Source organism: Streptomyces thermocarboxydovorans (assembly GCF_039524635.1).
Classification (GTDB): Bacteria; Actinomycetota; Actinomycetes; order Streptomycetales; family Streptomycetaceae; genus Streptomyces; species Streptomyces thermocarboxydovorans.
Window position 1 is genome coordinate 81,381 of record NZ_BAAAGU010000008.1, and the last position, 22,192, is coordinate 103,572.

Annotated in this window: 22 protein-coding genes; 17 read left to right on the plus strand and 5 right to left on the minus strand. The window is 70.0% G+C overall.

Annotation, left to right across the window (positions count from 1 at the left end):
• The first annotated feature begins 82 nt into the window (after positions 1-82).
• Positions 83-1,282 (plus strand): cyclic dehypoxanthinyl futalosine synthase, encoded by a 1,200-nt coding sequence (gene mqnC / locus ABD198_RS05470; RefSeq protein ID WP_343998209.1) that lies wholly within the window; start codon positions 83-85, stop codon positions 1,280-1,282.
• A gap of 7 nt (positions 1,283-1,289) precedes the next feature.
• Positions 1,290-1,955 (plus strand): imidazolonepropionase-like domain-containing protein, encoded by a 666-nt coding sequence (locus ABD198_RS05475; RefSeq protein WP_343998210.1) that lies wholly within the window; start codon positions 1,290-1,292, stop codon positions 1,953-1,955.
• Between the two features lie 19 nt (positions 1,956-1,974).
• On the opposite strand, the gene ABD198_RS05480 is transcribed toward ABD198_RS05475, so the two are convergent.
• On the minus strand, positions 1,975-2,991 hold the full coding sequence (locus ABD198_RS05480; RefSeq protein ID WP_343998211.1) for a chitinase: 1,017 nt from the start codon (positions 2,989-2,991) through the stop codon (positions 1,975-1,977).
• A 164-nt stretch (positions 2,992-3,155) separates the two neighbouring features.
• On the opposite strand from ABD198_RS05480, the gene ABD198_RS05485 reads away from it, so the two are divergent.
• Positions 3,156-3,851 carry a demethylmenaquinone methyltransferase gene (locus tag ABD198_RS05485; RefSeq protein WP_343998212.1) on the plus strand — a complete coding sequence of 232 codons (696 nt, stop codon included), beginning with the start codon at positions 3,156-3,158 and terminating at the stop codon, positions 3,849-3,851.
• Between the two features lie 21 nt (positions 3,852-3,872).
• Here ABD198_RS05485 and ABD198_RS05490 read toward each other — a convergent pair whose 3' ends face one another.
• Together ABD198_RS05490 and ABD198_RS05495 are read right to left on the minus strand one after the other, a co-directional pair.
• Entirely contained in the window at positions 3,873-4,217 is a 345-nt protein-coding gene (locus tag ABD198_RS05490) for a PASTA domain-containing protein (protein WP_343998213.1), read from the minus strand.
• Positions 4,218-4,337: 120 nt separating this feature from the next.
• Positions 4,338-4,844: a GNAT family N-acetyltransferase gene (locus ABD198_RS05495; protein ID WP_343998214.1), complete on the minus strand. Its 507-nt coding sequence runs from the start codon at positions 4,842-4,844 to the stop codon at positions 4,338-4,340.
• 47 nt (positions 4,845-4,891) lie between these two features.
• On the opposite strand from ABD198_RS05495, the gene ABD198_RS05500 reads away from it, so the two are divergent.
• On the plus strand, positions 4,892-6,226 hold the full coding sequence (locus ABD198_RS05500) for a geranylgeranyl reductase family protein (RefSeq protein WP_343998215.1): 1,335 nt from the start codon (positions 4,892-4,894) through the stop codon (positions 6,224-6,226).
• 140 nt (positions 6,227-6,366) lie between these two features.
• Here the strand turns inward: ABD198_RS05500 and ABD198_RS05505 are convergent, their stop codons facing one another.
• A complete protein-coding gene (locus tag ABD198_RS05505; RefSeq protein WP_343998216.1) occupies positions 6,367-6,543 on the minus strand; it encodes a hypothetical protein in 177 nt (58 codons plus the stop codon).
• 379 nt (positions 6,544-6,922) lie between these two features.
• On the opposite strand from ABD198_RS05505, the gene ABD198_RS05510 reads away from it, so the two are divergent.
• Positions 6,923-7,138, plus strand: a complete 216-nt coding sequence (locus ABD198_RS05510; RefSeq protein ID WP_343998217.1) for a hypothetical protein — start codon at positions 6,923-6,925, stop codon at positions 7,136-7,138.
• 599 nt (positions 7,139-7,737) lie between these two features.
• On the opposite strand, the gene ABD198_RS05515 is transcribed toward ABD198_RS05510, so the two are convergent.
• Positions 7,738-8,562, minus strand: a complete 825-nt coding sequence (locus ABD198_RS05515; protein WP_343998218.1) for a C40 family peptidase — start codon at positions 8,560-8,562, stop codon at positions 7,738-7,740.
• 758 nt (positions 8,563-9,320) lie between these two features.
• Here ABD198_RS05515 and ABD198_RS05520 point away from each other — a divergent pair.
• The 12 genes from ABD198_RS05520 to nuoL are packed head-to-tail and all read left to right on the plus strand — an operon-like array spanning position 9,321 to position 22,189.
• Positions 9,321-9,680: an NADH-quinone oxidoreductase subunit A gene (locus ABD198_RS05520; RefSeq protein WP_003992243.1), complete on the plus strand. Its 360-nt coding sequence runs from the start codon at positions 9,321-9,323 to the stop codon at positions 9,678-9,680.
• A gap of 13 nt (positions 9,681-9,693) precedes the next feature.
• On the plus strand, positions 9,694-10,245 hold the full coding sequence (locus tag ABD198_RS05525) for a NuoB/complex I 20 kDa subunit family protein (protein WP_343998219.1): 552 nt from the start codon (positions 9,694-9,696) through the stop codon (positions 10,243-10,245).
• Positions 10,245-10,994 carry an NADH-quinone oxidoreductase subunit C gene (locus ABD198_RS05530; RefSeq protein WP_343998220.1) on the plus strand — a complete coding sequence of 250 codons (750 nt, stop codon included), beginning with the start codon at positions 10,245-10,247 and terminating at the stop codon, positions 10,992-10,994. The genes ABD198_RS05525 and ABD198_RS05530 overlap by 1 nt, the downstream gene beginning before the upstream one ends.
• Positions 10,991-12,331 (plus strand): NADH-quinone oxidoreductase subunit D, encoded by a 1,341-nt coding sequence (locus ABD198_RS05535; protein WP_343998221.1) that lies wholly within the window; start codon positions 10,991-10,993, stop codon positions 12,329-12,331. The genes ABD198_RS05530 and ABD198_RS05535 overlap by 4 nt, the downstream gene beginning before the upstream one ends.
• Positions 12,328-13,188, plus strand: a complete 861-nt coding sequence (gene nuoE / locus ABD198_RS05540) for an NADH-quinone oxidoreductase subunit NuoE (RefSeq protein ID WP_343998222.1) — start codon at positions 12,328-12,330, stop codon at positions 13,186-13,188. Before ABD198_RS05535 ends, nuoE begins: the two co-directional genes overlap by 4 nt.
• Positions 13,188-14,537: an NADH-quinone oxidoreductase subunit NuoF gene (nuoF, locus tag ABD198_RS05545; RefSeq protein ID WP_425580425.1), complete on the plus strand. Its 1,350-nt coding sequence runs from the start codon at positions 13,188-13,190 to the stop codon at positions 14,535-14,537. The genes nuoE and nuoF overlap by 1 nt, the downstream gene beginning before the upstream one ends.
• Entirely contained in the window at positions 14,534-17,038 is a 2,505-nt protein-coding gene (locus ABD198_RS05550) for an NADH-quinone oxidoreductase subunit G (RefSeq protein WP_343998224.1), read from the plus strand. The genes nuoF and ABD198_RS05550 overlap by 4 nt, the downstream gene beginning before the upstream one ends.
• Entirely contained in the window at positions 17,035-18,432 is a 1,398-nt protein-coding gene (gene nuoH / locus ABD198_RS05555; protein ID WP_343998225.1) for an NADH-quinone oxidoreductase subunit NuoH, read from the plus strand. The genes ABD198_RS05550 and nuoH overlap by 4 nt, the downstream gene beginning before the upstream one ends.
• The gene (gene nuoI, locus ABD198_RS05560; protein ID WP_343998226.1) at positions 18,425-19,066 is read left to right on the plus strand and encodes an NADH-quinone oxidoreductase subunit NuoI; all 642 of its coding nucleotides are present in this window, start codon (positions 18,425-18,427) and stop codon (positions 19,064-19,066) included. Before nuoH ends, nuoI begins: the two co-directional genes overlap by 8 nt.
• Positions 19,063-19,908: an NADH-quinone oxidoreductase subunit J gene (locus ABD198_RS05565; protein WP_343998227.1), complete on the plus strand. Its 846-nt coding sequence runs from the start codon at positions 19,063-19,065 to the stop codon at positions 19,906-19,908. The genes nuoI and ABD198_RS05565 overlap by 4 nt, the downstream gene beginning before the upstream one ends.
• Positions 19,905-20,204: an NADH-quinone oxidoreductase subunit NuoK gene (gene nuoK, locus ABD198_RS05570; RefSeq protein ID WP_028420845.1), complete on the plus strand. Its 300-nt coding sequence runs from the start codon at positions 19,905-19,907 to the stop codon at positions 20,202-20,204. The genes ABD198_RS05565 and nuoK overlap by 4 nt, the downstream gene beginning before the upstream one ends.
• Before the next feature lie 11 nt (positions 20,205-20,215).
• Complete coding sequence (gene nuoL / locus ABD198_RS05575) at positions 20,216-22,189, plus strand: NADH-quinone oxidoreductase subunit L (RefSeq protein ID WP_343998228.1); 1,974 nt, start codon at positions 20,216-20,218, stop codon at positions 22,187-22,189.
• Positions 22,190-22,192 lie beyond the last annotated feature (3 nt).

The window sequence follows — 22,192 nt, forward strand, 5'->3', positions numbered from 1 at the left end:
CTGACGTCGGCCCCTCGGACCCCCTGGCGTACGCTGGGCAAGTCCGCCCACCCGTCTCCCACCACCACGAAAGGGACGCCCGGTGACCGAGAAGGCCGACCTTCAGCCCATCCTCGACCGTGCAGCCGCCGGTGGACGGATCACCCCGGAAGAGGCGCTCGAGCTCTACCGCCACGCCCCGCTGCACGCGCTGGGCGCCGCCGCCGACGCGGCGCGCAGGCGCAAGTTCGCCGGTACGGAGCACATCGCGACGTACATCATCGAGCGGAACATCAACTACACCAACGTGTGTGTCACGGCCTGCCGGTTCTGCGCCTTCTACGCCGCTCCGAAGGACACGGAGAAGGGCTGGACCCGCGACCTCGACGACATCCTGCGCCGCTGCGCGGAGACGGTCGAGCTGGGCGGCACGCAGATCATGTTCCAGGGCGGCCACCACCCGGACTACGGCGTCGAGTACTACGAGAAGCACTTCGCCGCGATCAAGAAGGAGTTCCCGCAGCTCGTCATCCACAGCCTGGGGGCGAGCGAGGTGGAGCACATGGCCCGGATCTCCGGCGTCCCGGTAGAGGAGGCGATCCGGCGCATCCACGCCGCCGGCCTGGACTCCTTCGCCGGTGCCGGCGCCGAGCTGCTGCCGGAGCGTCCGCGCAAGGCCATCGCCCCGCTGAAGGAGTCCGGCGAGCGCTGGCTGGAGATCATGGAGATCGCCCACAACCTGGGCGTCGAGTCCACCTCCACCATGCTCATGGGCACCGGCGAGACCAACGCCGAACGGATCGAGCACCTGCGGATGATCCGGGACGTCCAGGACCGCACGGGCGGCTTCCGCGCCTTCATCCCGTACACCTACCAGCCCGAGAACAACCACCTGAAGGGCCGCACCCAGGCCACCGTCTTCGAGTACCTGCGGATGATCGCCATCGCCCGCCTGTTCCTCGACAACGTGGCCCACATCCAGGGCTCGTGGCTGACCACCGGCAAGGAGGTCGGCCAGCTCTCCCTGCACTACGGCGCGGACGACCTGGGCTCGATCATGCTGGAGGAGAACGTGGTCTCCTCGGCCGGCGCCAAGCACCGCTCCAACCGGCTGGAGATCATCGACCTGATCCGCAAGGCGGACCGGGTCCCGGCGCAGCGCTCCACGACCTACGAGCACCTGGTGGTGCACGACGACCCGGCGAACGACCCGGTCGACGACCGCGTGGTCTCGCACATCTCGTCCACCGCCATCGAGGGCGGCACCGCCCACCCCGAGCTGAAGCTGCTGGCCTCCAACTGACGCTGCCGTGCTGACGATTCACGCGGCCGACCTGCTCGTCCCCGGGGACCGGCGGCCCGCGCTGCCGGACGGCGCCGTGCTGGTGCGCGACCGGCGGCTGGCGGCGGTCGGCCCCCTCAAGGCGCTGACGGCCGCCCATCCCGCCGCACGCGTCCGCCGCTGGCCGGGCCTGCTCACGCCGGGGCTGGTCAATCCGTACGGCCCCGAACTGCTGGAGCACGCCTACCACCCGGACCCGCGCGAGGCCGGCGAACTCGGCACGGAGCCGCTCACCGGTAAGGCCCTGGCGGCGCTCGCGCTGACCGAGGCCCGCCGGGGCGGGAGCGCGCGGCGCGGGGTGCAGCGGCTGCTGGCGCACGGGGTCGTGGCGGTGGCGGGCGAGCTGCCCACTCCGGCCGTACGGGACGCCGTGCACCGGGCCGGGCTGGGCGTGCTGCCGCGCCCGGCGGTGCCCGCCGGTCCCGCGGTGCTCGACCCGCTGCGGGGGAGGAACCTGACGGAGGCGATCGCCGGCCCTCTGCCGCCGGAGGGCGAGCAGCCGGAGCACGGCGGCGGACCCGAGGCGACGTTCGCGGTCTTCGACGTCCCCGACGAGGCCGCGCTCACCGGACGCGGGGCCGGAACGTGCGTGGCGACGGTCGTGGCCGGCCGGCTGCTGTACCGCCGGCGCTAGGTGTGCAAGAACGGGAGCATCAGTTTTTCGCGGCCCGCCCCGCCAGCGCCCTGCCGAAGGCCCCGTCCTCCTGCTCGACTCCGCTGCACTCGGTCAGCTCGTCGTCCGCGGACGCCTCGCACTGCCGGTCCCGGAACGTCGACCACATCGACACCCAGGCGATCCCCTGCCGTTCCGCGAAGTCGCGCACCTGCTCGGCGTCCTCGAGGGTGAACGTCTCGCCCTTCACGTCGTTCACCCCGATCATCGAGGTCAGCGCCATCCCGCGCCACGCCTTCGTGCCCGGCAGCCTGAAGATGTCCCGGAGCTGCTGGTGCGCCGCCTTCGCCGCGGTGACGGCGTAGTCCCCCATGTCGCCGTCGAAGGACTCGCCGTAGTTCATGGTCATGATGTTGACCGTCCCGACCTTCACCCCGTGGTCGTTGGCCGACTCCAGCAGTGCCACGGTGTCCTTGTCGAGCCCCGACGGCATGACCGGGACGGTGTAGGACACCTCCAGGCCGGGCCGCTCCTTCTGCAGCAGCGCGATCGCCTCCGACCGCAGGGCCACCGAGTCCGGGTCGGTCAGCTCGTCGCCCTCGATGTCGAAGTCGGCGCGCTGCGCACCGGCGGCGTCCAGCGCCTTCCCGTACGCCTGCGCCAGCTCCTTCGCGCTGCCGCAGGTCGTCGCCAGCTCCTTGCCGTCCGCACCGCCGAAGGAGACACGGACCTTGGCGCCGGAGGCGGTGAGCTTGCCGATGCGCGCGGTCACCGACGGGTCGTCGACCGCCTGCACACCGTGCCAGGCCGGGGTGCAGCCCTTGCCGGAGGAGATCACGAACGCCAGGTTGTACACGTCAGGAGAGCCCGCCGCGTCGTTGGGATCGGCGGACGTGGCGTTGACGTAGGGGGCGTACCCGGTGACGGCCGGTGGTGGCGCGCCCTTCTCCGCGGGCGCCGCCGCGTCGCTGCCGCCGTCCGACGGCGAACAGCCCGCGGTGGCGGCCAGGACCAGCAGACAGCCGATCCCGGCAACGGATTTCATCGGACCGCGCATCGAGCTCGCTCCCGTTCCTCGGATCCCTCGTATGACCCGATGACTTTCACTGACCACGTTTCCCTGATGACGCGAACCTCGCATACGGGGTTGCACTTCATACGATTCCCGAGTGGTGCCCGGCCGGACGGGGTACCGGACGGCCGGGCTGCAAGAATGAGCCCGTGACCCGCGCATCCCTGGACAAGCAGCCGCACGAAGTCGCCTCGATGTTCGACGACGTGGCGGAACGGTACGACCTGACCAACGACGTGCTGTCCCTGGGCCAGGACCGCAGATGGCGCAAGGAGGTCGCGAAGGCGGTCGACGCGCGTCCCGCGCAGAAGATCCTGGACCTGGCGGCCGGCACCGGCACCTCGTCGCTGCCCTTCGCACGCACCGGAGCCTATGTGGTGCCGTGCGACTTCTCCCTCGGCATGCTCGCCGTCGGCAAGCGGCAGCACTCCTGGCTGCCGTACACCGCCGGTGACGCGACGCGGCTGCCGTTCCGGGACGACGTGTTCGACGCCGTCACCATCTCCTTCGGGCTGCGCAATGTGCAGGACTTCGACGCCGCGCTGCGCGAGATGCACCGGGTGACCCGGCCCGGCGGGCGCCTCGTGATCTGCGAGTTCTCGCAGCCGGTCTGGGCGCCGTTCCGCACCGTCTACACCGAGTACCTGATGCGGGCGCTGCCGCCGGTGGCCCGCGCGGTGTCGTCCAACCCGGACGCGTACGTCTACCTCGCCGAGTCCATCCGCGCCTGGCCCGACCAGCCGGCGCTGGCCGAGCGGCTCAAGGGCGCGGGCTGGTCCCGGGTGGCCTGGCGCAATCTCACCGGCGGCGTGGTCGCCCTGCACCGGGGCTTCAAGGACAGCTGAGCCTCAGGGGCGGCTGGAGCGTCAAGGACAGCTGAGCAGGGCCGTGCCGGGGGTGTGCGGCTCGGACAGCTCCCGCCGGAGCCCGCCGGGCGGCGGCAGCGACCCCCGTGGCTCGCGCACGCCGCCCCCGCCGTCGCCCTCACCGAGGTCGAACCACACGTAGATCATCGACTCCCGCGGCACCTCGGCACCGGGCTCCGGGTACTGGCGTACCACGTAGTCGACGACGGCGAGGTGGAGGTCCGGCCGGTCCGGCGAGGTCAGCGACAGCCCGCGCGCCCGGGCCGACTCCCGCGCGTCCACGGCCATCAGGCCGACCAGGCGCGGTACCCGCACCTCCGGCCTCCGGAATCCTCTGGGTGGCATGCGCACGGACATCACCCCCTGCGGTACGGGCAGGGTAGACCCGCCCGCACCCCCGCAGGAAGCATCGCGTGGCATTCCGTGACGCGACGTCACTCAAAGTGAGGGCGTCGGAGAGAGCGCTCAGAGATCCAGCCGGTAGCAGTGGGCCTCGGCCTTGCGGACCGGGGTCGTGAACGTCTCGGCCAGGCGCATCCCGAGCCGCCGGGTGACCGCTATCGAGCGGGAGTTGCGGGCGTCGACCATCGCCACCACGCTCCGCACGCCGGCCGCCCGCACCCGCTCCAGCGTCTGCTGCGCCGCCGCCGTCACATAGCCCTTGCCCCAGTGCTCGCGTCCCAGCCGCCAGCCGATCTCTGTCTCGCCGGTGGGCCCCCAGTCCTGCGGCCAGGGCTGGGCGCCGGTGAAACCGAGGACGCGGCCGGAGTCGTCGAGCACGGACCACAGACAGAAGCCGAGTTCGGCGTCGTGCCGCCGCTGGCGGGCGGTGAGCTCCTCGTAGACCGACAGTTCCGCGGACTTGCCGCCGAAGAACTCCATGACGTCCGGGTCGTCGAAGAGACGGTGCCAGAGATGGGCGTCCTCGTCGGTCGGGACGCGCAGCGTTACGGCGGGGAGAGCTCGGTTCACGTGGACAGCCCTTCAGCCGGTGATCGATTGTGCTGCATAGACTGCCCATGTCCAGTGCCGGTCGGCACGCAGATTTCGAACCTTGGGGAGATCCCGCCGTGACCGAGCCCCTCTCCGACAACACTGCCGATGTGATCGTCGTGGGCGCGGGGCCAGCCGGCTCCACCACCGCCTACCACCTGGCCCGGGCCGGACTCGACGTGCTGCTGCTGGAGAAGACCGAGTTCCCGCGGGAGAAGGTCTGCGGCGACGGTCTGACCCCGCGCGCGGTGAAGCAGCTCGTGGCGATGGGCATCGACATCTCCGAGGAGGCCGGCTGGCTGCGCAACAAGGGCCTGCGCATCATCGGCGGCGGGGTCCGCCTCCAGCTGGACTGGCCGGATCTCGCCTCCTTCCCGGACTACGGTCTGGTCCGCAAGCGCGACGACTTCGACGAGCAGCTGGCCCGGCAGGCGCAGAAGGCGGGCGCCCGGCTGTACGAGCGCTGCAATGTGAGCGCCCCGGTCGTCGACGACCGCACCGGGCGCATCACCGGCGTCAGGGCCAAGCTGGGCGAGGACAAGCGGGAGGTCACCTTCCACGCCCCGCTGGTGGTGGCCGCCGACGGCAACTCCACCCGGCTGTCCCTGGCGATGGGGCTGCACCGCCGCGAGGACCGCCCGATGGGCGTCGCGGTGCGCACGTACTTCACCTCGCCCCGCCACGACGACGACTACCTGGAGTCCTGGCTGGAGCTGTGGGACCGGCGCGGCCCACAGGACCGGCTGCTGCCCGGCTACGGCTGGATCTTCGGCATGGGCGACGGCACCTCCAACGTGGGCCTGGGCGTCCTGAACACCTCCGAGGCGTTCAAGGAGCTCGACTGGCGCGAGGTGCTCAAGGCCTGGTGCGCCTCGATGCCGGAGGACTGGGGCTACACCCCCGAGAACATGACCGGTCCGATCCGCGGCGCGGCCCTCCCCATGGCCTTCAACCGCCAGCCGCACTACACGCGCGGCCTGCTGCTCGTCGGCGACGCGGGCGGCCTGGTGAACCCGTTCAACGGCGAGGGCATCGCCTACGCCATGGAGTCCGGCCAGATCGCCGCCGACGTCATCGTCCAGGCGCAGGCGCGGGCCACCCCGGCCCAGCGGGAGATCGCCCTCCAGCGCTACCCGCGCATCCTGAAGGACACCTACGGCGGCTACTACACGCTGGGCCGCGCCTTCGTGAAGCTCATCGGCAACCCGAAGATCATGCAGATCGCCGCGCAGCGCGGCCTGACCCACCCGATGCTGATGAGGTTCACCCTCAAGCTCCTCGCCAACCTCACCGACCCGACGGGCGGCGACGCGATGGACCGCATCATCAACGGCCTGAGCAAGGTGGTCCCGCGTTCATGATGATTCAACCGGCATGTTCCGCGCCGGTTGTGTGCGCGTGGCCCTCGGGCTTGGCCTCCTTTCCACCGTGGACATGAATCCGCCCGCCGGGGCGCAGCCTCCGGCGGGCGGATTCAGCGTTTGTGGTCCGCCCGCCACCCTCACGGGTGGGTGACGGGCGGGCGGGGCTCGATGTCTTCTCGGTCGCACCACAGCCAGCCGGCACCGAGGTGCCACTCGTGGCGATCCCACAGGGCGTGTACGTCGGGCTCGCCCGTCTCCGGGTCGATGTCGCGGCGGGACGGCCTGAATACGGCGTCGGCTTCGAGCAGGCGCACGGGGCGGAGAGTCGTCGCATTCATGTAGTGCCGCCCAGGCGATCACGGGCCCGGGCGCGCGAAGCGCGGCGCACGTACGTCTTGCCCATGAGCAAGCGGTCATTGACGGCGGCGAGAGCGAGACAGTCCTGCGGCCCCGTCGCCGCTCTCGGTCTCGCCCCTATGACGGCGGCCCGTTCCTCCCGCGCCCTCGGCCGAGGCTGGTCGGCGTCACGCGCGGTATCGACGTCGACATCGTGCGCCATTGCTGAACTCCCGCTGCTTGATGCTTGGTTCGTCGTACAGGCAACCGCGGGAGCGTGCAGGGCGGTACCGTCACCAGGGGTGGCGGAAGGTGTCACTTGGCTACCACCCCATGACCGAGGGGTAAGGGTTCACCATGAAGAATCCGAACGAGGATCTCGAACGCTGGCTCGCGCGGTCAGGCATGAGTCGCAAGGAACTCGCGCGTCGCGTGAAAGCCGCAGCTCAGACGTGGGGACAGGCGCACATCACGCCGGACGCGACGACCGTACGGCGGATGCAGCCGTACGGCAAGCATCGGCTCGTCGCGGACTTCAACGAGCGCGCTCGCGAACTCGTCGCTGCAGCGTGATGACAGAGGCAGCCCGGTGAGCGGGGGCGCAGTGCTTCTTCCCCGTCCGCTTTCCCTGGGTACGCGCTCTTCCGGGAGTAGAGCCCACCGCGCAGACCAAGGAGCGTCCTGTATCCCCCTGTTTGGTACGTGATGTACGGCCGCCATCCGGACAACTTCTCATCTGGACGACTACTCATCCGGGCGGAGGCAGCCGCCTCGAGAAGCCGGCAGCCGGATCCCGGGCACGACGAGACGGTCTGAGCGCCTCTCTGGGCGGCCGGATTTCCGTGGCCGGGCTTCCCCGCACCTTCGGCGCCTCCGAGGCGCCGTGAGGGGCTGTCGCGGGGGCGCACGCGGGTCGTGGGTGTGCGTGCGGGAGCGTCAACCCGCCCGCGGATGGGGACGATTCGGGCAATACGGTGATCTCGCCCTCTCCGATCGGCTGCCGCAGAAGCAGCACCGGACAAGGAGCGACGGACAAGGGTCGTCACCCCCGAGCGGCGACGACCCTTCGGTCCGTTATGAGCGCGAAGCGCTGTTTGGGGGTGCCCTGTTGGAGAACGCCCGGAGAATGCCCGGTTTCAGGGCATCCGGTGCAGAGCACCCGTATCCGGCTGTCAGAGCACCCGCACCGCACCCGAGGCCGGGTAGCCGGAGAGGTCCTGGATGACGACGCCCTTGGAGGGGTTCGCGGCGTCCAGGTACTGGCCGTTCCCGATGTAGACACCCACGTGGTACGCGGAGCCCTTGCCGCCCCAGTAGAGGATGTCCCCGACCTGGATCTGGGACAGCGGGATGTCGGTGCCCACCATCGACTGGTCCTGGGAGACGCGCGGCAGGTCGATGCCGACCTGGCGGAACGCGGCCTGCACCAGGCTGGAGCAGTCCCAGGCGTTGGGGCCGGTGGCGCCCATGACGTAGGCGTCGCCGACCTGGGCCTTGAGGAAGGAGATGACCGTCGCGACGCTGCCGCTGGCCGGCGCGGAGGCGGTCGTGGTGCTCTCGAGGGAGGGGCGCTCGGCGTTGCGCGCCGCGCGCTCGGCGGCGGCCTTGCGGGCCTCCTCCGCCGCCTTCTTGCGGGCCTCGGCCTTCTTCTTGGCCTCGGCGAGGTCCGCCTTGGCCTCCTTGGCGGCCTTGGCGGCGGCCGCGTCACGCTCGGCCTTCAGCTGGTAGTCCGCGGCGGCCTGCTGGGTGACCTCGGCGGACTGGGCGACCTGAGCGGCCAGGTCGGCCGTCAGGGTGGGCAGTTCGATGGTCTGCGTCACGGGCTCGGCGGCGTTGGCCGAGCTGGACGCACCGGCGACTGCCAGGGTGCTGAGGACGCCACCGGCAACTCCGGCCCGCATCGCGATCGTGGAGGTCGCGGTGCGGCGGGGCTTCCGGTGGCTGCGTATGTGAGCGGTGTGGGACATGGGAACAACCGGTACCAGGGGCTCCTTCATATCTTCAAGAAACGTGGTCTGCGCCACAGTTGTTCAAAGTGACCTTCAAACACCGGTCCCGCGACTGCCTATTGACGTCGTAACGGACATTGCGGACGCCCCGCTTCGGGGCTGTGATCACGGTCTTTGATCAATACGCCCGAATTGCGCTCCACTTACCACTGGAACGGTTCGTTGGCCAAGCCCGGCTCTCATCCGGCTCTCATGAATGTGGCGGAGGTCACGGAACGATTAACCCGGCGCCTGCGTCGCCCCGTCGTGGCGGCCTGCGTCGCCCCGCCGTGATCACGGAGCGATCGCGGCCGGATCGCGACGACCGGACTTCGTGAACGCGTGCACACGTCCACATCGCGCCGTGAATGCCCTCTCATGTGTGAACGCCGCCTTTATCAAGAGATCGAGTCCATCTCCAATTTGCATGCAAGGGAAGCCTCTTGATATGGAGACGTGCCCTCTGGCCTGCACTGACAAGCTAAAATGTCACCGCTGGTGATCGGCTGGACGCTTCGAGTGCGAAGATCACCGCTCATCCGACTTCATGATCGTTCGTCAGGTGGTGAAGATCACAAAGCTTGTGCAATACCCCGTGTCGCAGATCACAGACCCACGGGCATAAGATGCGGAGCAGTTGGGCTTGTGACCTGCTTCACATGTTCTCGATCTTCGCCGGGGCGGGCGTGGTTCGTGGGGCTGGTGAGGCGGACGGGCCCGCTGCACAACCGCCAGCAGTCAGTGCCGACTGAGAGGAGCGAGGAGCGGTGAACGCGTATGCGCCCATCCTCGTACTGGGAGCCCTCGGGGCAGGCTTTGCGATCTTCTCCGTGGTCATGGCCACGCTGATCGGGCCCAAGCGGTACAACCGCGCCAAGCTCGAGGCCTACGAGTGCGGCATCGAGCCGACCCCCACGCCGGCCGGCGGCGGGCGCTTTCCCATCAAGTACTACCTGACGGCGATGCTCTTCATCGTCTTCGACATCGAGATCGTCTTCCTCTACCCCTGGGCCGTCACCTTCGACGCCCTGGGGATTTTCGGGCTCGTGGAGATGCTGCTCTTCGTGCTCACCGTCTTCGTCGCGTACGCGTACGTATGGCGGCGCGGCGGCCTGGAATGGGACTGAGGGGCCTTAGGACATGGGACTCGAAGAAAAGCTGCCGAGCGGCTTCCTGCTGACCACCGTCGAGCAGGCCGCGGGGTGGGTGCGCAAGTCGTCCGTCTTCCCCGCCACATTCGGACTCGCCTGCTGCGCCATCGAGATGATGACCACCGGCGCCGGCCGCTACGACCTGGCGCGCTTCGGCATGGAGGTCTTCCGCGGCTCGCCGCGCCAGGCGGACCTGATGATCGTCGCCGGCCGGGTGAGCCAGAAGATGGCGCCGGTGCTGCGGCAGGTCTACGACCAGATGCCGAACCCCAAGTGGGTGATCTCCATGGGGGTCTGCGCCTCCTCGGGCGGCATGTTCAACAACTACGCGATCGTCCAGGGCGTCGACCACATCGTCCCCGTCGACATCTATCTGCCCGGCTGTCCGCCCCGGCCGGAGATGCTGCTGGACGCCATCCTCAAGCTCCACGACAAGATCCGCACCTCCAAGCTCGGCGTCAACGCGGAGGAAGCGGCCCGTGAGGCGGAGGAGGCGGCGCTCAAGGCCCTGCCCACGATCGAGATGAAGGGGCTGCTGTGATGAGCGACGACGCACCCAAGGACGCGAACGGGGTGAACCCCGAGAAGGAGCTCTCCGCCGAGAACCTGCCCGGCCGGCGCGGCGAGGGCGGCGAGGAGATCCGCGTCCAGCGCGGGATGTTCGGCGCCAGCAACGGCGGCGACACCTCCGGCTACGGCGGCCTGGTCCGCTCGGTCCGGCTCCCGGGACCGGCGAACCGCCCCTACGGCGGATGGTTCGACGAGGTCGCCGACGAACTCGAGGGCGCGCTGGAGGAGCAGGGGCTGCTCCCGGAGAACGCCATCGAGAAGACGGTCGTCGACCGCGGCGAGATCACCTTCCACATCGAGCGCGAGCACCTGGTCCGCGTCGCCCGCACCCTGCGCGACGACCCGGCGCTCCGCTTCGAGCTGTGCACCGGCGTGAGCGGAGTGCACTACCCCGGTGACAAGGGCCGCGAGCTGCACGCCGTCTACCACCTGCGCTCGATCACCCACAACCGGGTGATCCGCCTGGAGGTCAGCTGCCCCGACAGCGACCCGCACATCCCGTCGCTGGTCTCCGTGTATCCGACGAACGACTGGCACGAGCGCGAGACGTACGACTTCTTCGGCATCGTCTTCGACGGTCACCCGGCCCTGACGCGGATCATGATGCCGGACGACTGGCAGGGCTTTCCGCAGCGCAAGGACTACCCCCTCGGCGGCATCCCCGTCGAGTACAAGGGCGCCCAGATCCCGGCTCCGGACCAGCGGAGGTCGTACTCGTGAGCACGTCGAACACATCCGCCGCGTCCGCCGCTTCGGCGCGCGAGACCACGGAAGGCACCGTCTACACCGTCACCGGCGGCGACTGGGACGAGGTCGTCCAGAGCGCGGCCCGCACCGACGACGAGCGCATCGTCGTCAACATGGGCCCGCAGCACCCCTCCACCCACGGGGTGCTCCGCCTGATCCTGGAGATCGACGGCGAGACGGTCACCGAGGCCCGCTGCGGCATCGGCTACCTCCACACCGGCATCGAGAAGAACCTCGAGTACCGGACGTGGACCCAGGGCACCACGTTCGTGACGCGCATGGACTACCTGACGCCGTTCTTCAACGAGACGGCGTACTGCCTCGCGGTCGAGAAGCTGCTCGGCATCGAGGACCAGGTGCCCGACCGCGCCACGGTCATCCGGGTCCTGCTGATGGAGCTCAACCGCATCTCCTCGCACCTGGTGGCCATCGCCACCGGCGGAATGGAGCTCGGCGCCACCACGATCATGATCTACGGCTTCCGTGATCGTGAACACATTCTCGACATCTACGAACTGATCACCGGCCTGCGGATGAACCACGCCTACATCCGCCCCGGCGGACTCGCCGGGGACCTGCCGCCCGGCGCGGTGGACCAGATCCGCGAGTTCGTGAAGAAGATGAAGAAGAACCTCCCGGAGTACGACAAGCTCGCCACCGGGAACCCCATCTTCAAGGCCCGCATGCAGGACATCGGCTACCTGGACCTGGCGGGCTGCATGGCCCTCGGCGCCACCGGCCCGATCCTGCGCTCCACCGGCCTGCCGCACGACCTGCGCAAGGCCCAGCCCTACTGCGGCTACGAGACCTACGAATTCGACATCCCGACCGCCGACACCTGCGACGCCTACGGCCGCTTCCTGATCCGGCTGGAGGAGATGCGCCAGTCGCTGCGGATCATCGAGCAGTGCCTGGACCGGCTGGAGCCGGGACCGGTCATGGTCGCCGACAAGAAGATCGCCTGGCCCGCCCAGCTCGCCCTGGGCCCGGACGGACTGGGCAACTCCCTCGACCACATCAAGAAGATCATGGGCACCTCCATGGAGGCCCTGATCCACCACTTCAAGCTGGTCACGGAGGGCTTCCGGGTTCCGCCGGGACAGGCCTACGCGGCGGTCGAGTCGCCCAAGGGCGAACTCGGCGTGCACGTCGTCTCCGACGGCGGCACCCGCCCCTACCGGGTCCACTTCCGTGACCCGTCCTTCACCAACCTGCAGGCCATGGCGGCGATGTGCGAGGGCGGCCAGGTCGCCGACGTCATCGTCGCCGTCGCGTCCATCGACCCCGTGATGGGAGGCGTCGACCGGTGACCACCTCTTCTTCCGAGCGGGGCGTCAGCCTGGGCATGCCCGAACTGCCCGCACCCCCCTACCCGGACGACGTCCGGGCCCGGCTGGAGACCGACGCGCGCGAGATCATCTCCCGCTACCCGGGCTCCCGGTCCGCCCTCCTGCCGCTGCTGCACCTGGTGCAGTCGGAGGAGGGTCATGTCACGCGCACCGGGATCCAGTTCTGCGCGGACATGCTCGGCCTGACCTCGGCCGAGGTCACCGCGGTCGCCACCTTCTACACCATGTACCGGCGCAAGCCCAGCGGCGACTACCAGGTCGGGGTGTGCACCAACACGCTGTGCGCCGTCATGGGCGGCGACGCGATCTTCGAGGAGCTGCAGGAGCACCTCGGGGTCGGCAACGGCGAGACCACCGAGGACGGCAAGGTCACCCTCGAGCACATCGAGTGCAACGCCGCCTGCGACTACGCGCCGGTGGTGATGGTCAACTGGGAGTTCTTCGACAACCAGACCCCCGAGAGCGCCAAGCGCCTCGTGGACGACCTGCGCGCCGGCCGCACCGTCACGCCCACCCGCGGCGCCCCGCTGTGCACCTTCAAGCAGACCGCGCGCATGCTGGCCGGCTTCCCCGACGAGCGGGAGGGAGCCGTCGAGGCCTCCGGCAGCGCGGGCCCCGCCTCCCTCGTCGGCCTGAAGCTGGCCAAGGGCGAGGCCGCCCCCGCGCGCGTGGTGCACCCGCGCGGCGCGGCCCCCGACGACGCGCCGCCGCACGAGCCGTCGCCCACCGAGCACCTCAGCTCGCACGACGCGCCGCAGCAGACGTCGGCCTCCGACCCGGACCACCCGGCCGGGCCCGCCGCCGAGGAGGGGGAGTGATGACCTTGGCACCCGAACTGAAGGACACCAGCCCGGAGAAGCTGCTCGCACCCGTGCTGTCGGCCTTCTGGGACGAGGACAGGTCCTGGACGCTGGACGTGTACAAGAGGCACGAGGGCTACGAGGGGCTCCGCAAGGCGCTGGCCATGTCCCCGGACGACGTCATCGCCTACGTCAAGGACTCCGGACTGCGCGGCCGCGGCGGCGCCGGCTTCCCCACCGGGATGAAGTGGCAGTTCATCCCGCAGGGCGACGGCAAGCCGCACTACCTGGTGGTCAACGCCGACGAGTCCGAGCCCGGGACCTGCAAGGACATCCCGCTGCTGTTCGCCAACCCGCACAGCCTGATCGAGGGCATCGTCATCGCCTGCTACGCCATCAGGTCCTCCCATGCCTTCATCTACCTGCGCGGTGAGGTCGTCCCCGTGCTGCGGCGGCTGCACGCCGCGGTGCGCGAGGCCTACGAGGCGGGCTACCTCGGCAAGAACATCCTCGGCAGCGGACTCGACCTCGAGCTCACCGTGCACGCGGGCGCCGGCGCGTACATCTGCGGTGAGGAGACCGCGCTGCTGGACTCGCTGGAGGGCCGCCGCGGACAGCCCCGGCTGCGTCCCCCCTTCCCGGCCGTGGCCGGCCTCTACGCCTGCCCCACTGTGGTGAACAACGTCGAATCGATCGCCTCGGTTCCCGCCATCCTGAACCGGGGCAAGGAGTGGTTCCGGTCGATGGGCAGCGAGAAGTCCCCCGGCTTCACGCTGTACTCGCTCTCCGGCCACGTCGCCAACCCCGGCCAGTACGAGGCCCCGCTCGGCATCACCCTGCGCCAGCTGCTGGAGATGAGCGGCGGCATGCGGCCCGGGCACCGGCTGAAGTTCTGGACCCCGGGCGGCTCCTCCACGCCGCTGCTCACCGACGAGCACCTCGACGTCCCCCTCGACTACGAAGGGGTCGGCGCCGCGGGCTCCATGCTCGGCACCAAGGCCCTGCAGTGCTTCGACGAGACCACCTGCGTGGTCCGCGCCGTCACCCGCTGGACCGAGTTCTACGCCCACGAGTCCTGCGGCAAGTGCACCCCCTGCCGCGAGGGCACCTACTGGCTGGTCCAGCTGATGCGCGACATCGAGGCCGGCAAGGGCAAGATGTCCGACCTCGACAAGCTGAACGACATCGCCGACAACATCAACGGCAAGTCCTTCTGCGCCCTCGGCGACGGCGCCGCCTCGCCGATCTTCTCCTCGCTGAAGTACTTCCGCGAGGAGTACGAGCAGCACATCACGGGCCGCGGCTGCCCCTTCGACCCGGCCAGGTCCACGGCCTGGGCCGACCACCGTACGGAGGTGAACGCATGACTGTGACCACGAGCGCTCCCTCCGGAGGAGGCGAGGCGGCACTGCCGCCCGAGGACCTCGTGACCCTGACCATCGACGGCATCGAGATCAGCGTGCCCAAGGGCACCCTGGTCATCCGGGCCGCCGAACAGCTCGGCATCGAGATCCCCCGGTTCTGCGACCACCCGCTGCTCGACCCGGCCGGCGCCTGCCGCCAGTGCATCGTCGAGGTCGAGGGCCAGCGCAAGCCGATGACCTCCTGCACCATCACCTGCACCGACGGGATGGTCGTCAAGACCCATCTGACCTCGCCGGTCGCGGAGAAGGCGCAGAAGGGTGTGATGGAGCTGCTGCTCATCAACCACCCGCTGGACTGCCCCGTCTGCGACAAGGGCGGCGAGTGCCCGCTGCAGAACCAGGCGATGTCGCACGGCAACGCCGAGTCCCGCTTCGAGGGCAAGAAGCGCACCTACGAGAAGCCGGTGCCGATCTCCACGCAGGTGCTGCTGGACCGCGAGCGGTGCGTGCTGTGCGCGCGCTGCACCCGCTTCTCCAACCAGATCGCGGGCGACCCGATGATCGAGCTGATCGAGCGGGGCGCGCTGCAGCAGGTCGGCATCGGCGAGGGCGAACCGTTCGAGTCGTACTTCTCCGGCAACACCATCCAGATCTGCCCGGTCGGCGCGCTCACCTCGGCCGCCTACCGGTTCCGCTCCCGCCCCTTCGACCTGGTCTCCTCGCCGTCGGTGTGCGAGCACTGCGCCGGCGGCTGCGCGATGCGCACCGACCACCGGCGCGGCAAGGTCATGCGGCGCCTGGCGGCCGAGGACCCCGAGGTCAACGAGGAGTGGATCTGCGACAAGGGGCGCTTCGCGTTCCGCTACGCACAGCAGCGGGACCGGCTCGACACCCCGCTGGTGCGCAACGCGGAGGGCGAGCTGCAGCCCGCCTCCTGGCCGGAGGCCCTGCAGATCGCCGCCCAGGGGCTGCTGGCCTCCCGGGGCCGCACCGGCGTGCTCACCGGCGGCCGGCTCACCGTCGAGGACGCCTACGCCTACAGCAAGTTCGCCCGGGTGGCGCTCGGCACCAACGACATCGACTTCCGGGCCCGCGTCCACAGCAGTGAGGAGTCCGACTTCCTCGCCGCGCGGGTCGCCGGCCGCGGACGTGACCTGGACGGCACCGGCGTCACCTACACCGCGCTGGAGAAGGCGCCCGCGGTGCTGCTCGTCGGGTTCGAGTCCGAGGAGGAGGCGCCCGGCGTCTTCCTGCGGCTGCGCAAGGCCTGGCGCAAGCGCGGGCAGCGCACCTTCGCGCTGGCCACCCACGCCACTCCCGGCCTGACCAAGGCCGGCGGCACGCTGCTGCCCGCCGCGCCCGGCACCGAGACCGAGTGGCTGGACGCGCTCGCCGCCGGTGTCGGCCTGGAGGGTGACGGGGCCGCGGCCGCCGAGGCGCTGCGCGCCGAGGGCGCGGTGGTCGTCGTCGGCGAACGCCTCGCCGGAGTGGCCGGCGGCCTGACCGCCGCCGTGCGTGCCGCCACCGCCACCGGCGCCCGGCTGGTGTGGATCCCGCGCCGGGCGGGCGAGCGGGGCGCGATCGAGGCGGGCGCGCTGCCGTCGCTGCTGCCCGGCGGCCGCCCCGCGACGGACCCGCGGGCCCGCGAGGAGGTCGCCGCGATCTGGGGCGTCGCCGAACTGCCCCAGCGCTACGGCCGGGACACCGGCCAGATCGTCGAGGCCGCCGTCAGCGGCGAACTGCAGGCGCTGCTGGTCGCCGGTGTCGAGGTGGCCGACCTGCCCGACCCGGCCCGCGCCCGGACGGCGCTGGCCGAGGCCGGGTTCGTGGTCTCCCTGGAGCTGCGGCCCAGCGAGGTCACCGAACTCGCCGACGTCGTCCTGCCGGTCGCGGCCGTCGCCGAGAAGGCCGGCACCTTCCTCAACTGGGAGGGCCGCGCCCGGCCGTTCGAGGCGGCGCTCAAGCCCGACCACATGACCCGCCGGCTCCAGCCCACCGACGCGCGGGTGCTGCAGATGCTTGCCGACGCCATGGACGTCCACCTGGGCCTGCCGGACCTGCGCACCATCCGCGCCGAACTGACCCGGCTCGGCGCCTGGGACGGCCCCCGGGCCACCGAACCGCTGGAGACCGCGGGCGCGCTGCCCCGGCCCGCCGCCGGGGAGGCGGTGCTCGCCGGGCACCGGATGCTGCTCGACCAGGGCGTCCTGCAGCAGGGCGACGAGGCGCTCGCCGGCACCCGGCACGCCGCCCCCGCCCGGCTGTCGGCCGCCACGGCCGCCGAGATCGGCGTCAAGGACGGCGACCTGCTCGCGGTGACCGGCACCGCCGGCACCGTGCAGCTGCCGCTCGCCGTCACCGAGATGCCCGACCGCGTGGTGTGGCTCCCGCTGAACTCCGCCGGCGGCGGTGTCGCCTCCGACACGGGGGCACGCCCCGGCTCCCTCGTCCGCATCGGTCCGGCGACGCCCGCCGGTGAGGCCACCGAGGAGGTGGAGGCATGAGCGCGAACGTCGCCGCCGTCAGCACGTACGTCGCCGCCGAGGACCTGTCGATGTTCGGCCGCGACCCGTGGTGGCTCATCGCCCTCAAGGCGGTGTTCTGCTTCGCCTTCCTGATGGTGACGGTGCTGATCTCCATCGTGATGGAGCGCAAGGTCGTCGCCTGGATGCAGCTGCGCATCGGACCCAACCGGCACGGCCCCTGGGGCATGCTCCAGTCGCTCGCCGACGGCGTGAAGCTGATGCTCAAGGAGGACGTCGTCGTCAAGCGCGCGGACAAGGCGGTCTACGTCCTCGCGCCGATCGTCGCCGCCATCCCCGCCTTCATGGCGTTCGCGGTCATCCCGTTCGGCCCGGCCGGCAACGAGATCTCGGTCTTCGGCCACCGCACCACGATGCAGCTGACCGACCTGCCGATCGCGATGCTGTACATCCTCGCGGTCGCCTCGGTCGGCATCTACGGCATCGTGCTGGCCGGCTGGAGCTCGGGCTCCACCTACCCGCTGCTGGGCGGACTGCGCTCCTGCGCGCAGATGATCTCCTACGAGATCGCCATGGGCGCCGCGTTCGCCTCGGTGTTCCTCTACTCGGGGTCGATGTCGACCTCGGCGATCGTCGAGCAGCAGACCGACCGCTGGTTCGTGGTGCTGCTGCCGGTCTCCTTCATCATCTACATCGTGACCATGGTCGGTGAGACCAACCGCGCACCCTTCGACATGCCCGAGTCCGAGGGCGACCTGGTGGGCGGCTTCAACACCGAGTACTCGTCGATCAAGTTCGCGATGTTCATGCTCGCCGAGTACGTCAACATGGTGACCGTCTCGGCCGTGGCCGTCACGCTCTTCCTGGGCGGCTGGCGGGCACCCTGGCCGGTCAGCACCTTCTGGGAGGGCGCCAACCACGGCTGGTGGCCGATGCTGTGGTTCGTGCTGAAGCTGCAGCTGCTGCTGTTCTTCTTCGTCTGGCTGCGCGGCACGCTCCCGCGAGTCCGCTACGACCAGTTGATGAAGCTCGGCTGGAAGGTCCTCATCCCGGTCTCCCTGGTGTGGCTGATGCTCGTCGCCACCGTGCGGGCCCTCAGGAACGAGAACTACGACTTCGCCGACATCGCCCTCTACATCGGCGCCGCCGTGCTCGGCCTGCTGCTGCTCTCCTTCGTCGCCGACATGTTCCGCGCGAGGAAGGCCAAGCAGGCGCCGCCCGCCAAGGCCCCGGCCGAGTTCGACCCGATGGCCGGCGGCTTCCCGGTACCGCCGCTGCCCGGACAGGAGTTGCCGCCGGTGCCCCGGCGCCGCCCGCGCCGGGAGCGGGAGCTGATTGTCAGTGGTGGGCCCGATACTCAGAGTGACGGACCTCTGGGTGGATCTACGGATGGAAAGGAGGCGTCCGATGGCTGAGGAGCCCAAGGAGACCAAGCCCGGTTTCCTGAATCCGGTGGCCGGCTTCGGCGTGACCTTCAAGGCCATGTTCAAGAAGCGGCTCACCGAGCAGTACCCGGAGCAGCAGAAGACCACCGCTCCGCGCTTCCACGGACGGCACCAGCTCAACCGCCATCCGGACGGCCTGGAGAAGTGCGTCGGCTGCGAGCTGTGCGCCTGGGCCTGCCCCGCCGACGCGATCTACGTCGAGGGCGCGGACAACACCGACGAGGAGCGCTACTCGCCCGGCGAGCGGTACGGCCGCGTCTACCAGATCAACTACGCCCGCTGCATCCTGTGCGGGCTGTGCATCGAGGCCTGCCCGACCCGGGCGCTGACCATGACCAACGAGTTCGAGCTGGCCGACTCCAGCCGGGCCGACCTCATCTACACCAAGGAGCAACTGCTCGCCGGCCTGGAGGAGGGCATGGTCGAGCCCCCGCACGCCATGTACCCGGGCACCGACGAACAGGACTACTACAAGGGCCTGGTGACCGAGGCCGCCCCCGGCACCGAGCGCCAGGTCCCCCACTCCAAGGGCGAGGTGGTGCAGGAGGCCGACTCCACCTTCGGCCCGACCGAGCCCGCGTCCGAGAAGGTGATCGGGCGATGACCGAGCAGCTCGCCGCGTACACCACGTCCACCGGAGAGGCCGTCCAGTTCTGGATCCTCGGCACCGTCGCGGTGATCGGCGCCCTGTGCACCGTCTTCATGAAGCGGGCCGTGCACAGCGCGCTCTGCCTCGCCGCCACCATGATCGTTCTGGCGGTGTTCTACCTCGCCAACGGCGCCTACTTCCTCGGCGTCGTCCAGATCATCGTCTACACCGGCGCGATCATGATGCTGTTCCTGTTCGTGGTGATGCTGGTCGGTGTCACCGCGGCGGACTCCCTGAAGGAGACCATCAAGGGCCAGCGCTGGCTGGCCCTGCTGTGCGGGCTCGGCTTCGGCATCCTGCTGATGGCCGGCATCGGCAACGCCGCCCTCACGGAGTTCAACGGCATCGGCCAGGCGAACGCCGGCGGCAATGTCGAGGGCATCGCAAGCCTGCTGTTCACCAGGTACGTCTTCGCCTTCGAGATCACCGGTGCGCTGCTGATCACGGCCACCGTCGGGGCCATGCTGCTCACCCACCGGGAGCGCACCGAGCGCGCCAGGACCCAGCGCGAACTGTCCCGGAAGCGGATCCGCGAGGGCACGTACATCCCGCCGCTGCCCGCGCCCGGCGTGTACGCGCGGCACAACGCGGTGGACATCGCGGGCCTGCTGCCCGACGGCACCCCGTCCGATCTCACCGTCAGCAAGACGCTCCGCGAGCGCGGCCAGATCCGTGACGTGTCGCAGGAGGCGCTCAACGACCTGCGGGCGCTGGAGCAGCGCGCCGAGGAGCGCCTGGAGCGCACGGCCATCGAGCCGCTGAAGGCGTTCAAGCGGTCCGAGGAGGCGTCCAAGTGAACCCGGTCAACTACCTCTATCTCGCCGCCCTGCTGTTCACCATCGGCGCCACCGGCGTGCTGATCAGGCGCAACGCGATCGTGGTGTTCATGTGCATCGAGCTGATGCTCAACGCCTGCAACCTCGCGTTCGTCGCCTTCTCCCGGATGCACGGCAACCTCGACGGCCAGATCATCGCCTTCTTCACGATGGTCGTCGCCGCCGCGGAGGTCGTGGTCGGGCTGGCGATCATCGTGTCCCTGTTCCGTACCCGCCACTCGGCCTCGGTCGACGACGCCAGCCTGATGAAGCTGTAAGGGGCTGAAACGTGACAAACGCAGAGAACTTGATTGCGCTGCTGGTGGCGGCGCCTCTGCTCGGAGCGGCGGTCCTGCTGTGCGGCGGACGCCGGCTGGACGCCGTCGGCCACTGGATCGGCACGCTGCTCGCGGCCGTCTCCTTCGTCCTCGGCGTCGTGCTGTTCACCGACATGCTGGGCAAGGGCGCCGAGGAACGCACCCTCACCCAGCATCTGTTCAGCTGGATCCCGGTGGAGGGCTTCCAGGCCGACGTCGCCTTCCAGCTCGACCAGCTGTCGATGACGTTCGTCCTGCTGATCACCGGCGTCGGCTCGCTGATCCACCTGTACTCCGTCGGGTACATGGAGCACGACGAGCGGCGCCGCCGCTTCTTCGGCTATCTGAACCTGTTCCTCGCGGCGATGCTGCTGCTCGTCCTCGCCGACAACTACCTGCTGCTGTACGTCGGCTGGGAGGGCGTCGGTCTCGCCTCCTACCTGCTGATCGGCTTCTGGCAGCACAAGCCCAGCGCCGCCACGGCCGCGAAGAAGGCCTTCCTGGTCAACCGGGTCGGCGACATGGGTCTGTCCATCGCGATCATGCTGATGTTCCTGTGGTTCGGCACCTTCGCCTTCGGGCCGGTGCTCGGCGGCCACGGGGAGGAAGGCCTCGCGGCGGCCGCCGGTGAGGACAAGCTGACTGCGATCGCGCTGATGCTGCTGCTCGCGGCCTGCGGCAAGTCCGCCCAGGTGCCGCTGCAGTCCTGGCTCGGTGACGCCATGGAGGGCCCGACCCCGGTCTCGGCCCTGATCCACGCCGCGACCATGGTGACCGCGGGCGTCTACCTGATCGTCCGCTCCGGGGCCGTCTTCGACGGAGCGCCGGACGCCCAGCTCGTCGTCACCATCGTCGGCGCGGTCACGCTGCTCTTCGGTGCGATCGTCGGTTGCGCCAAGGACGACATCAAGAAGGCGCTCGCCGGATCCACCATGTCCCAGATCGGCTACATGGTGCTCGCCGCGGGCCTCGGCCCCATCGGCTACGCCTTCGCGATCATGCACCTGGTGACGCACGGCTTCTTCAAGGCCGGGCTCTTCCTCGGCGCAGGCTCCGTGATGCACGGGATGAACGACGAGGTCGACATGCGCCGCTACGGCGGACTGCGCACGTACATGCCGATCACCTTCATCACCTTCGGCCTCGGCTACCTGGCGATCATCGGCTTCCCGGGCCTGTCCGGCTTCTTCTCCAAGGACAAGATCATCGAGTCGGCGTTCGCCAAGGGCGGCACCGAGGGCTGGATCCTCGGCGCCTGCGCCCTGCTCGGCGCGGCCATCACCGCCTACTACATGACGCGCGTGATGCTGATGACCTTCTTCGGCGAGGAGCGCTGGCGCAACGCCCCGACGCCGTCGCCGGCCTCGCCCGACGTGGAGCCCGCCGCGCAGACCGGCGGCACATACGAGCCGCCGCACCCGCACGAGTCGCCCGGCGTCATGACGATCCCGATGATCGTGCTGGCGGTCGGCTCCGTGTTCGGCGGTGCGTTCTTCAGCATCGGCGACCGCTTCGTGAACTGGCTGGAGCCCGTCACCGGGTTCGAGCACGGCCACCCGCCGGTCAGCGCCCTGACGCTGACGCTCTCCACGGTCGCCGTCATGGTCCTCGGCGTGGCCATCGCCTGGGGCCAGTACGGGCGCCGCCCGGTCCCGGCCGTCGCCCCGCGCGGTTCGCTGCTCACCCGGGCCGCCCGCCGCGACCTCCTCCAGGACGACTTCAACCACGTGGTCCTGGTGCGTGGCGGCGAACACCTCACCCGCTCGCTGGTCTACGTCGACCACACCCTGGTCGACGGCGTCGTCAACGGCACGGCGGCCGCGATGGGCGGCCTGTCCGGACGGATGCGCAGGCTGCAGAACGGCTTCGCGCGGTCCTACGCGGTCTCCATGTTCGGCGGCGCGGCGGTCCTGGTCGCCGCGACCCTGCTGATGAGGGCGGTCTGATAC

Bases quoted from the DNA above. Each gene is read 5' to 3' on its own strand.
- ABD198_RS05490 (WP_343998213.1), bottom strand. From the start codon at position 4,217: ATGCCACCCAGAGGATTCCGGAGGCCGGAGGTGCGGGTACCGCGCCTG.
- ABD198_RS05530 (WP_343998220.1), top strand. From the start codon at position 10,245: ATGAGCGACGACGCACCCAAGGACGCGAACGGGGTGAACCCCGAGAAG.
- nuoH (WP_343998225.1), top strand. From the start codon at position 17,035: ATGAGCGCGAACGTCGCCGCCGTCAGCACGTACGTCGCCGCCGAGGAC.
- ABD198_RS05565 (WP_343998227.1), top strand. From the start codon at position 19,063: ATGACCGAGCAGCTCGCCGCGTACACCACGTCCACCGGAGAGGCCGTC.
- ABD198_RS05510 (WP_343998217.1), top strand. From the start codon at position 6,923: ATGAAGAATCCGAACGAGGATCTCGAACGCTGGCTCGCGCGGTCAGGC.
- ABD198_RS05550 (WP_343998224.1), top strand. From the start codon at position 14,534: ATGACTGTGACCACGAGCGCTCCCTCCGGAGGAGGCGAGGCGGCACTG.
- ABD198_RS05500 (WP_343998215.1), top strand. From the start codon at position 4,892: ATGTCCAGTGCCGGTCGGCACGCAGATTTCGAACCTTGGGGAGATCCC.
- nuoF (WP_425580425.1), top strand. From the start codon at position 13,188: ATGACCTTGGCACCCGAACTGAAGGACACCAGCCCGGAGAAGCTGCTC.
- ABD198_RS05515 (WP_343998218.1), bottom strand. From the start codon at position 8,562: ATGAAGGAGCCCCTGGTACCGGTTGTTCCCATGTCCCACACCGCTCAC.
- ABD198_RS05480 (WP_343998211.1), bottom strand. From the start codon at position 2,991: ATGCGCGGTCCGATGAAATCCGTTGCCGGGATCGGCTGTCTGCTGGTC.
- ABD198_RS05525 (WP_343998219.1), top strand. From the start codon at position 9,694: ATGGGACTCGAAGAAAAGCTGCCGAGCGGCTTCCTGCTGACCACCGTC.
- nuoI (WP_343998226.1), top strand. From the start codon at position 18,425: ATGGCTGAGGAGCCCAAGGAGACCAAGCCCGGTTTCCTGAATCCGGTG.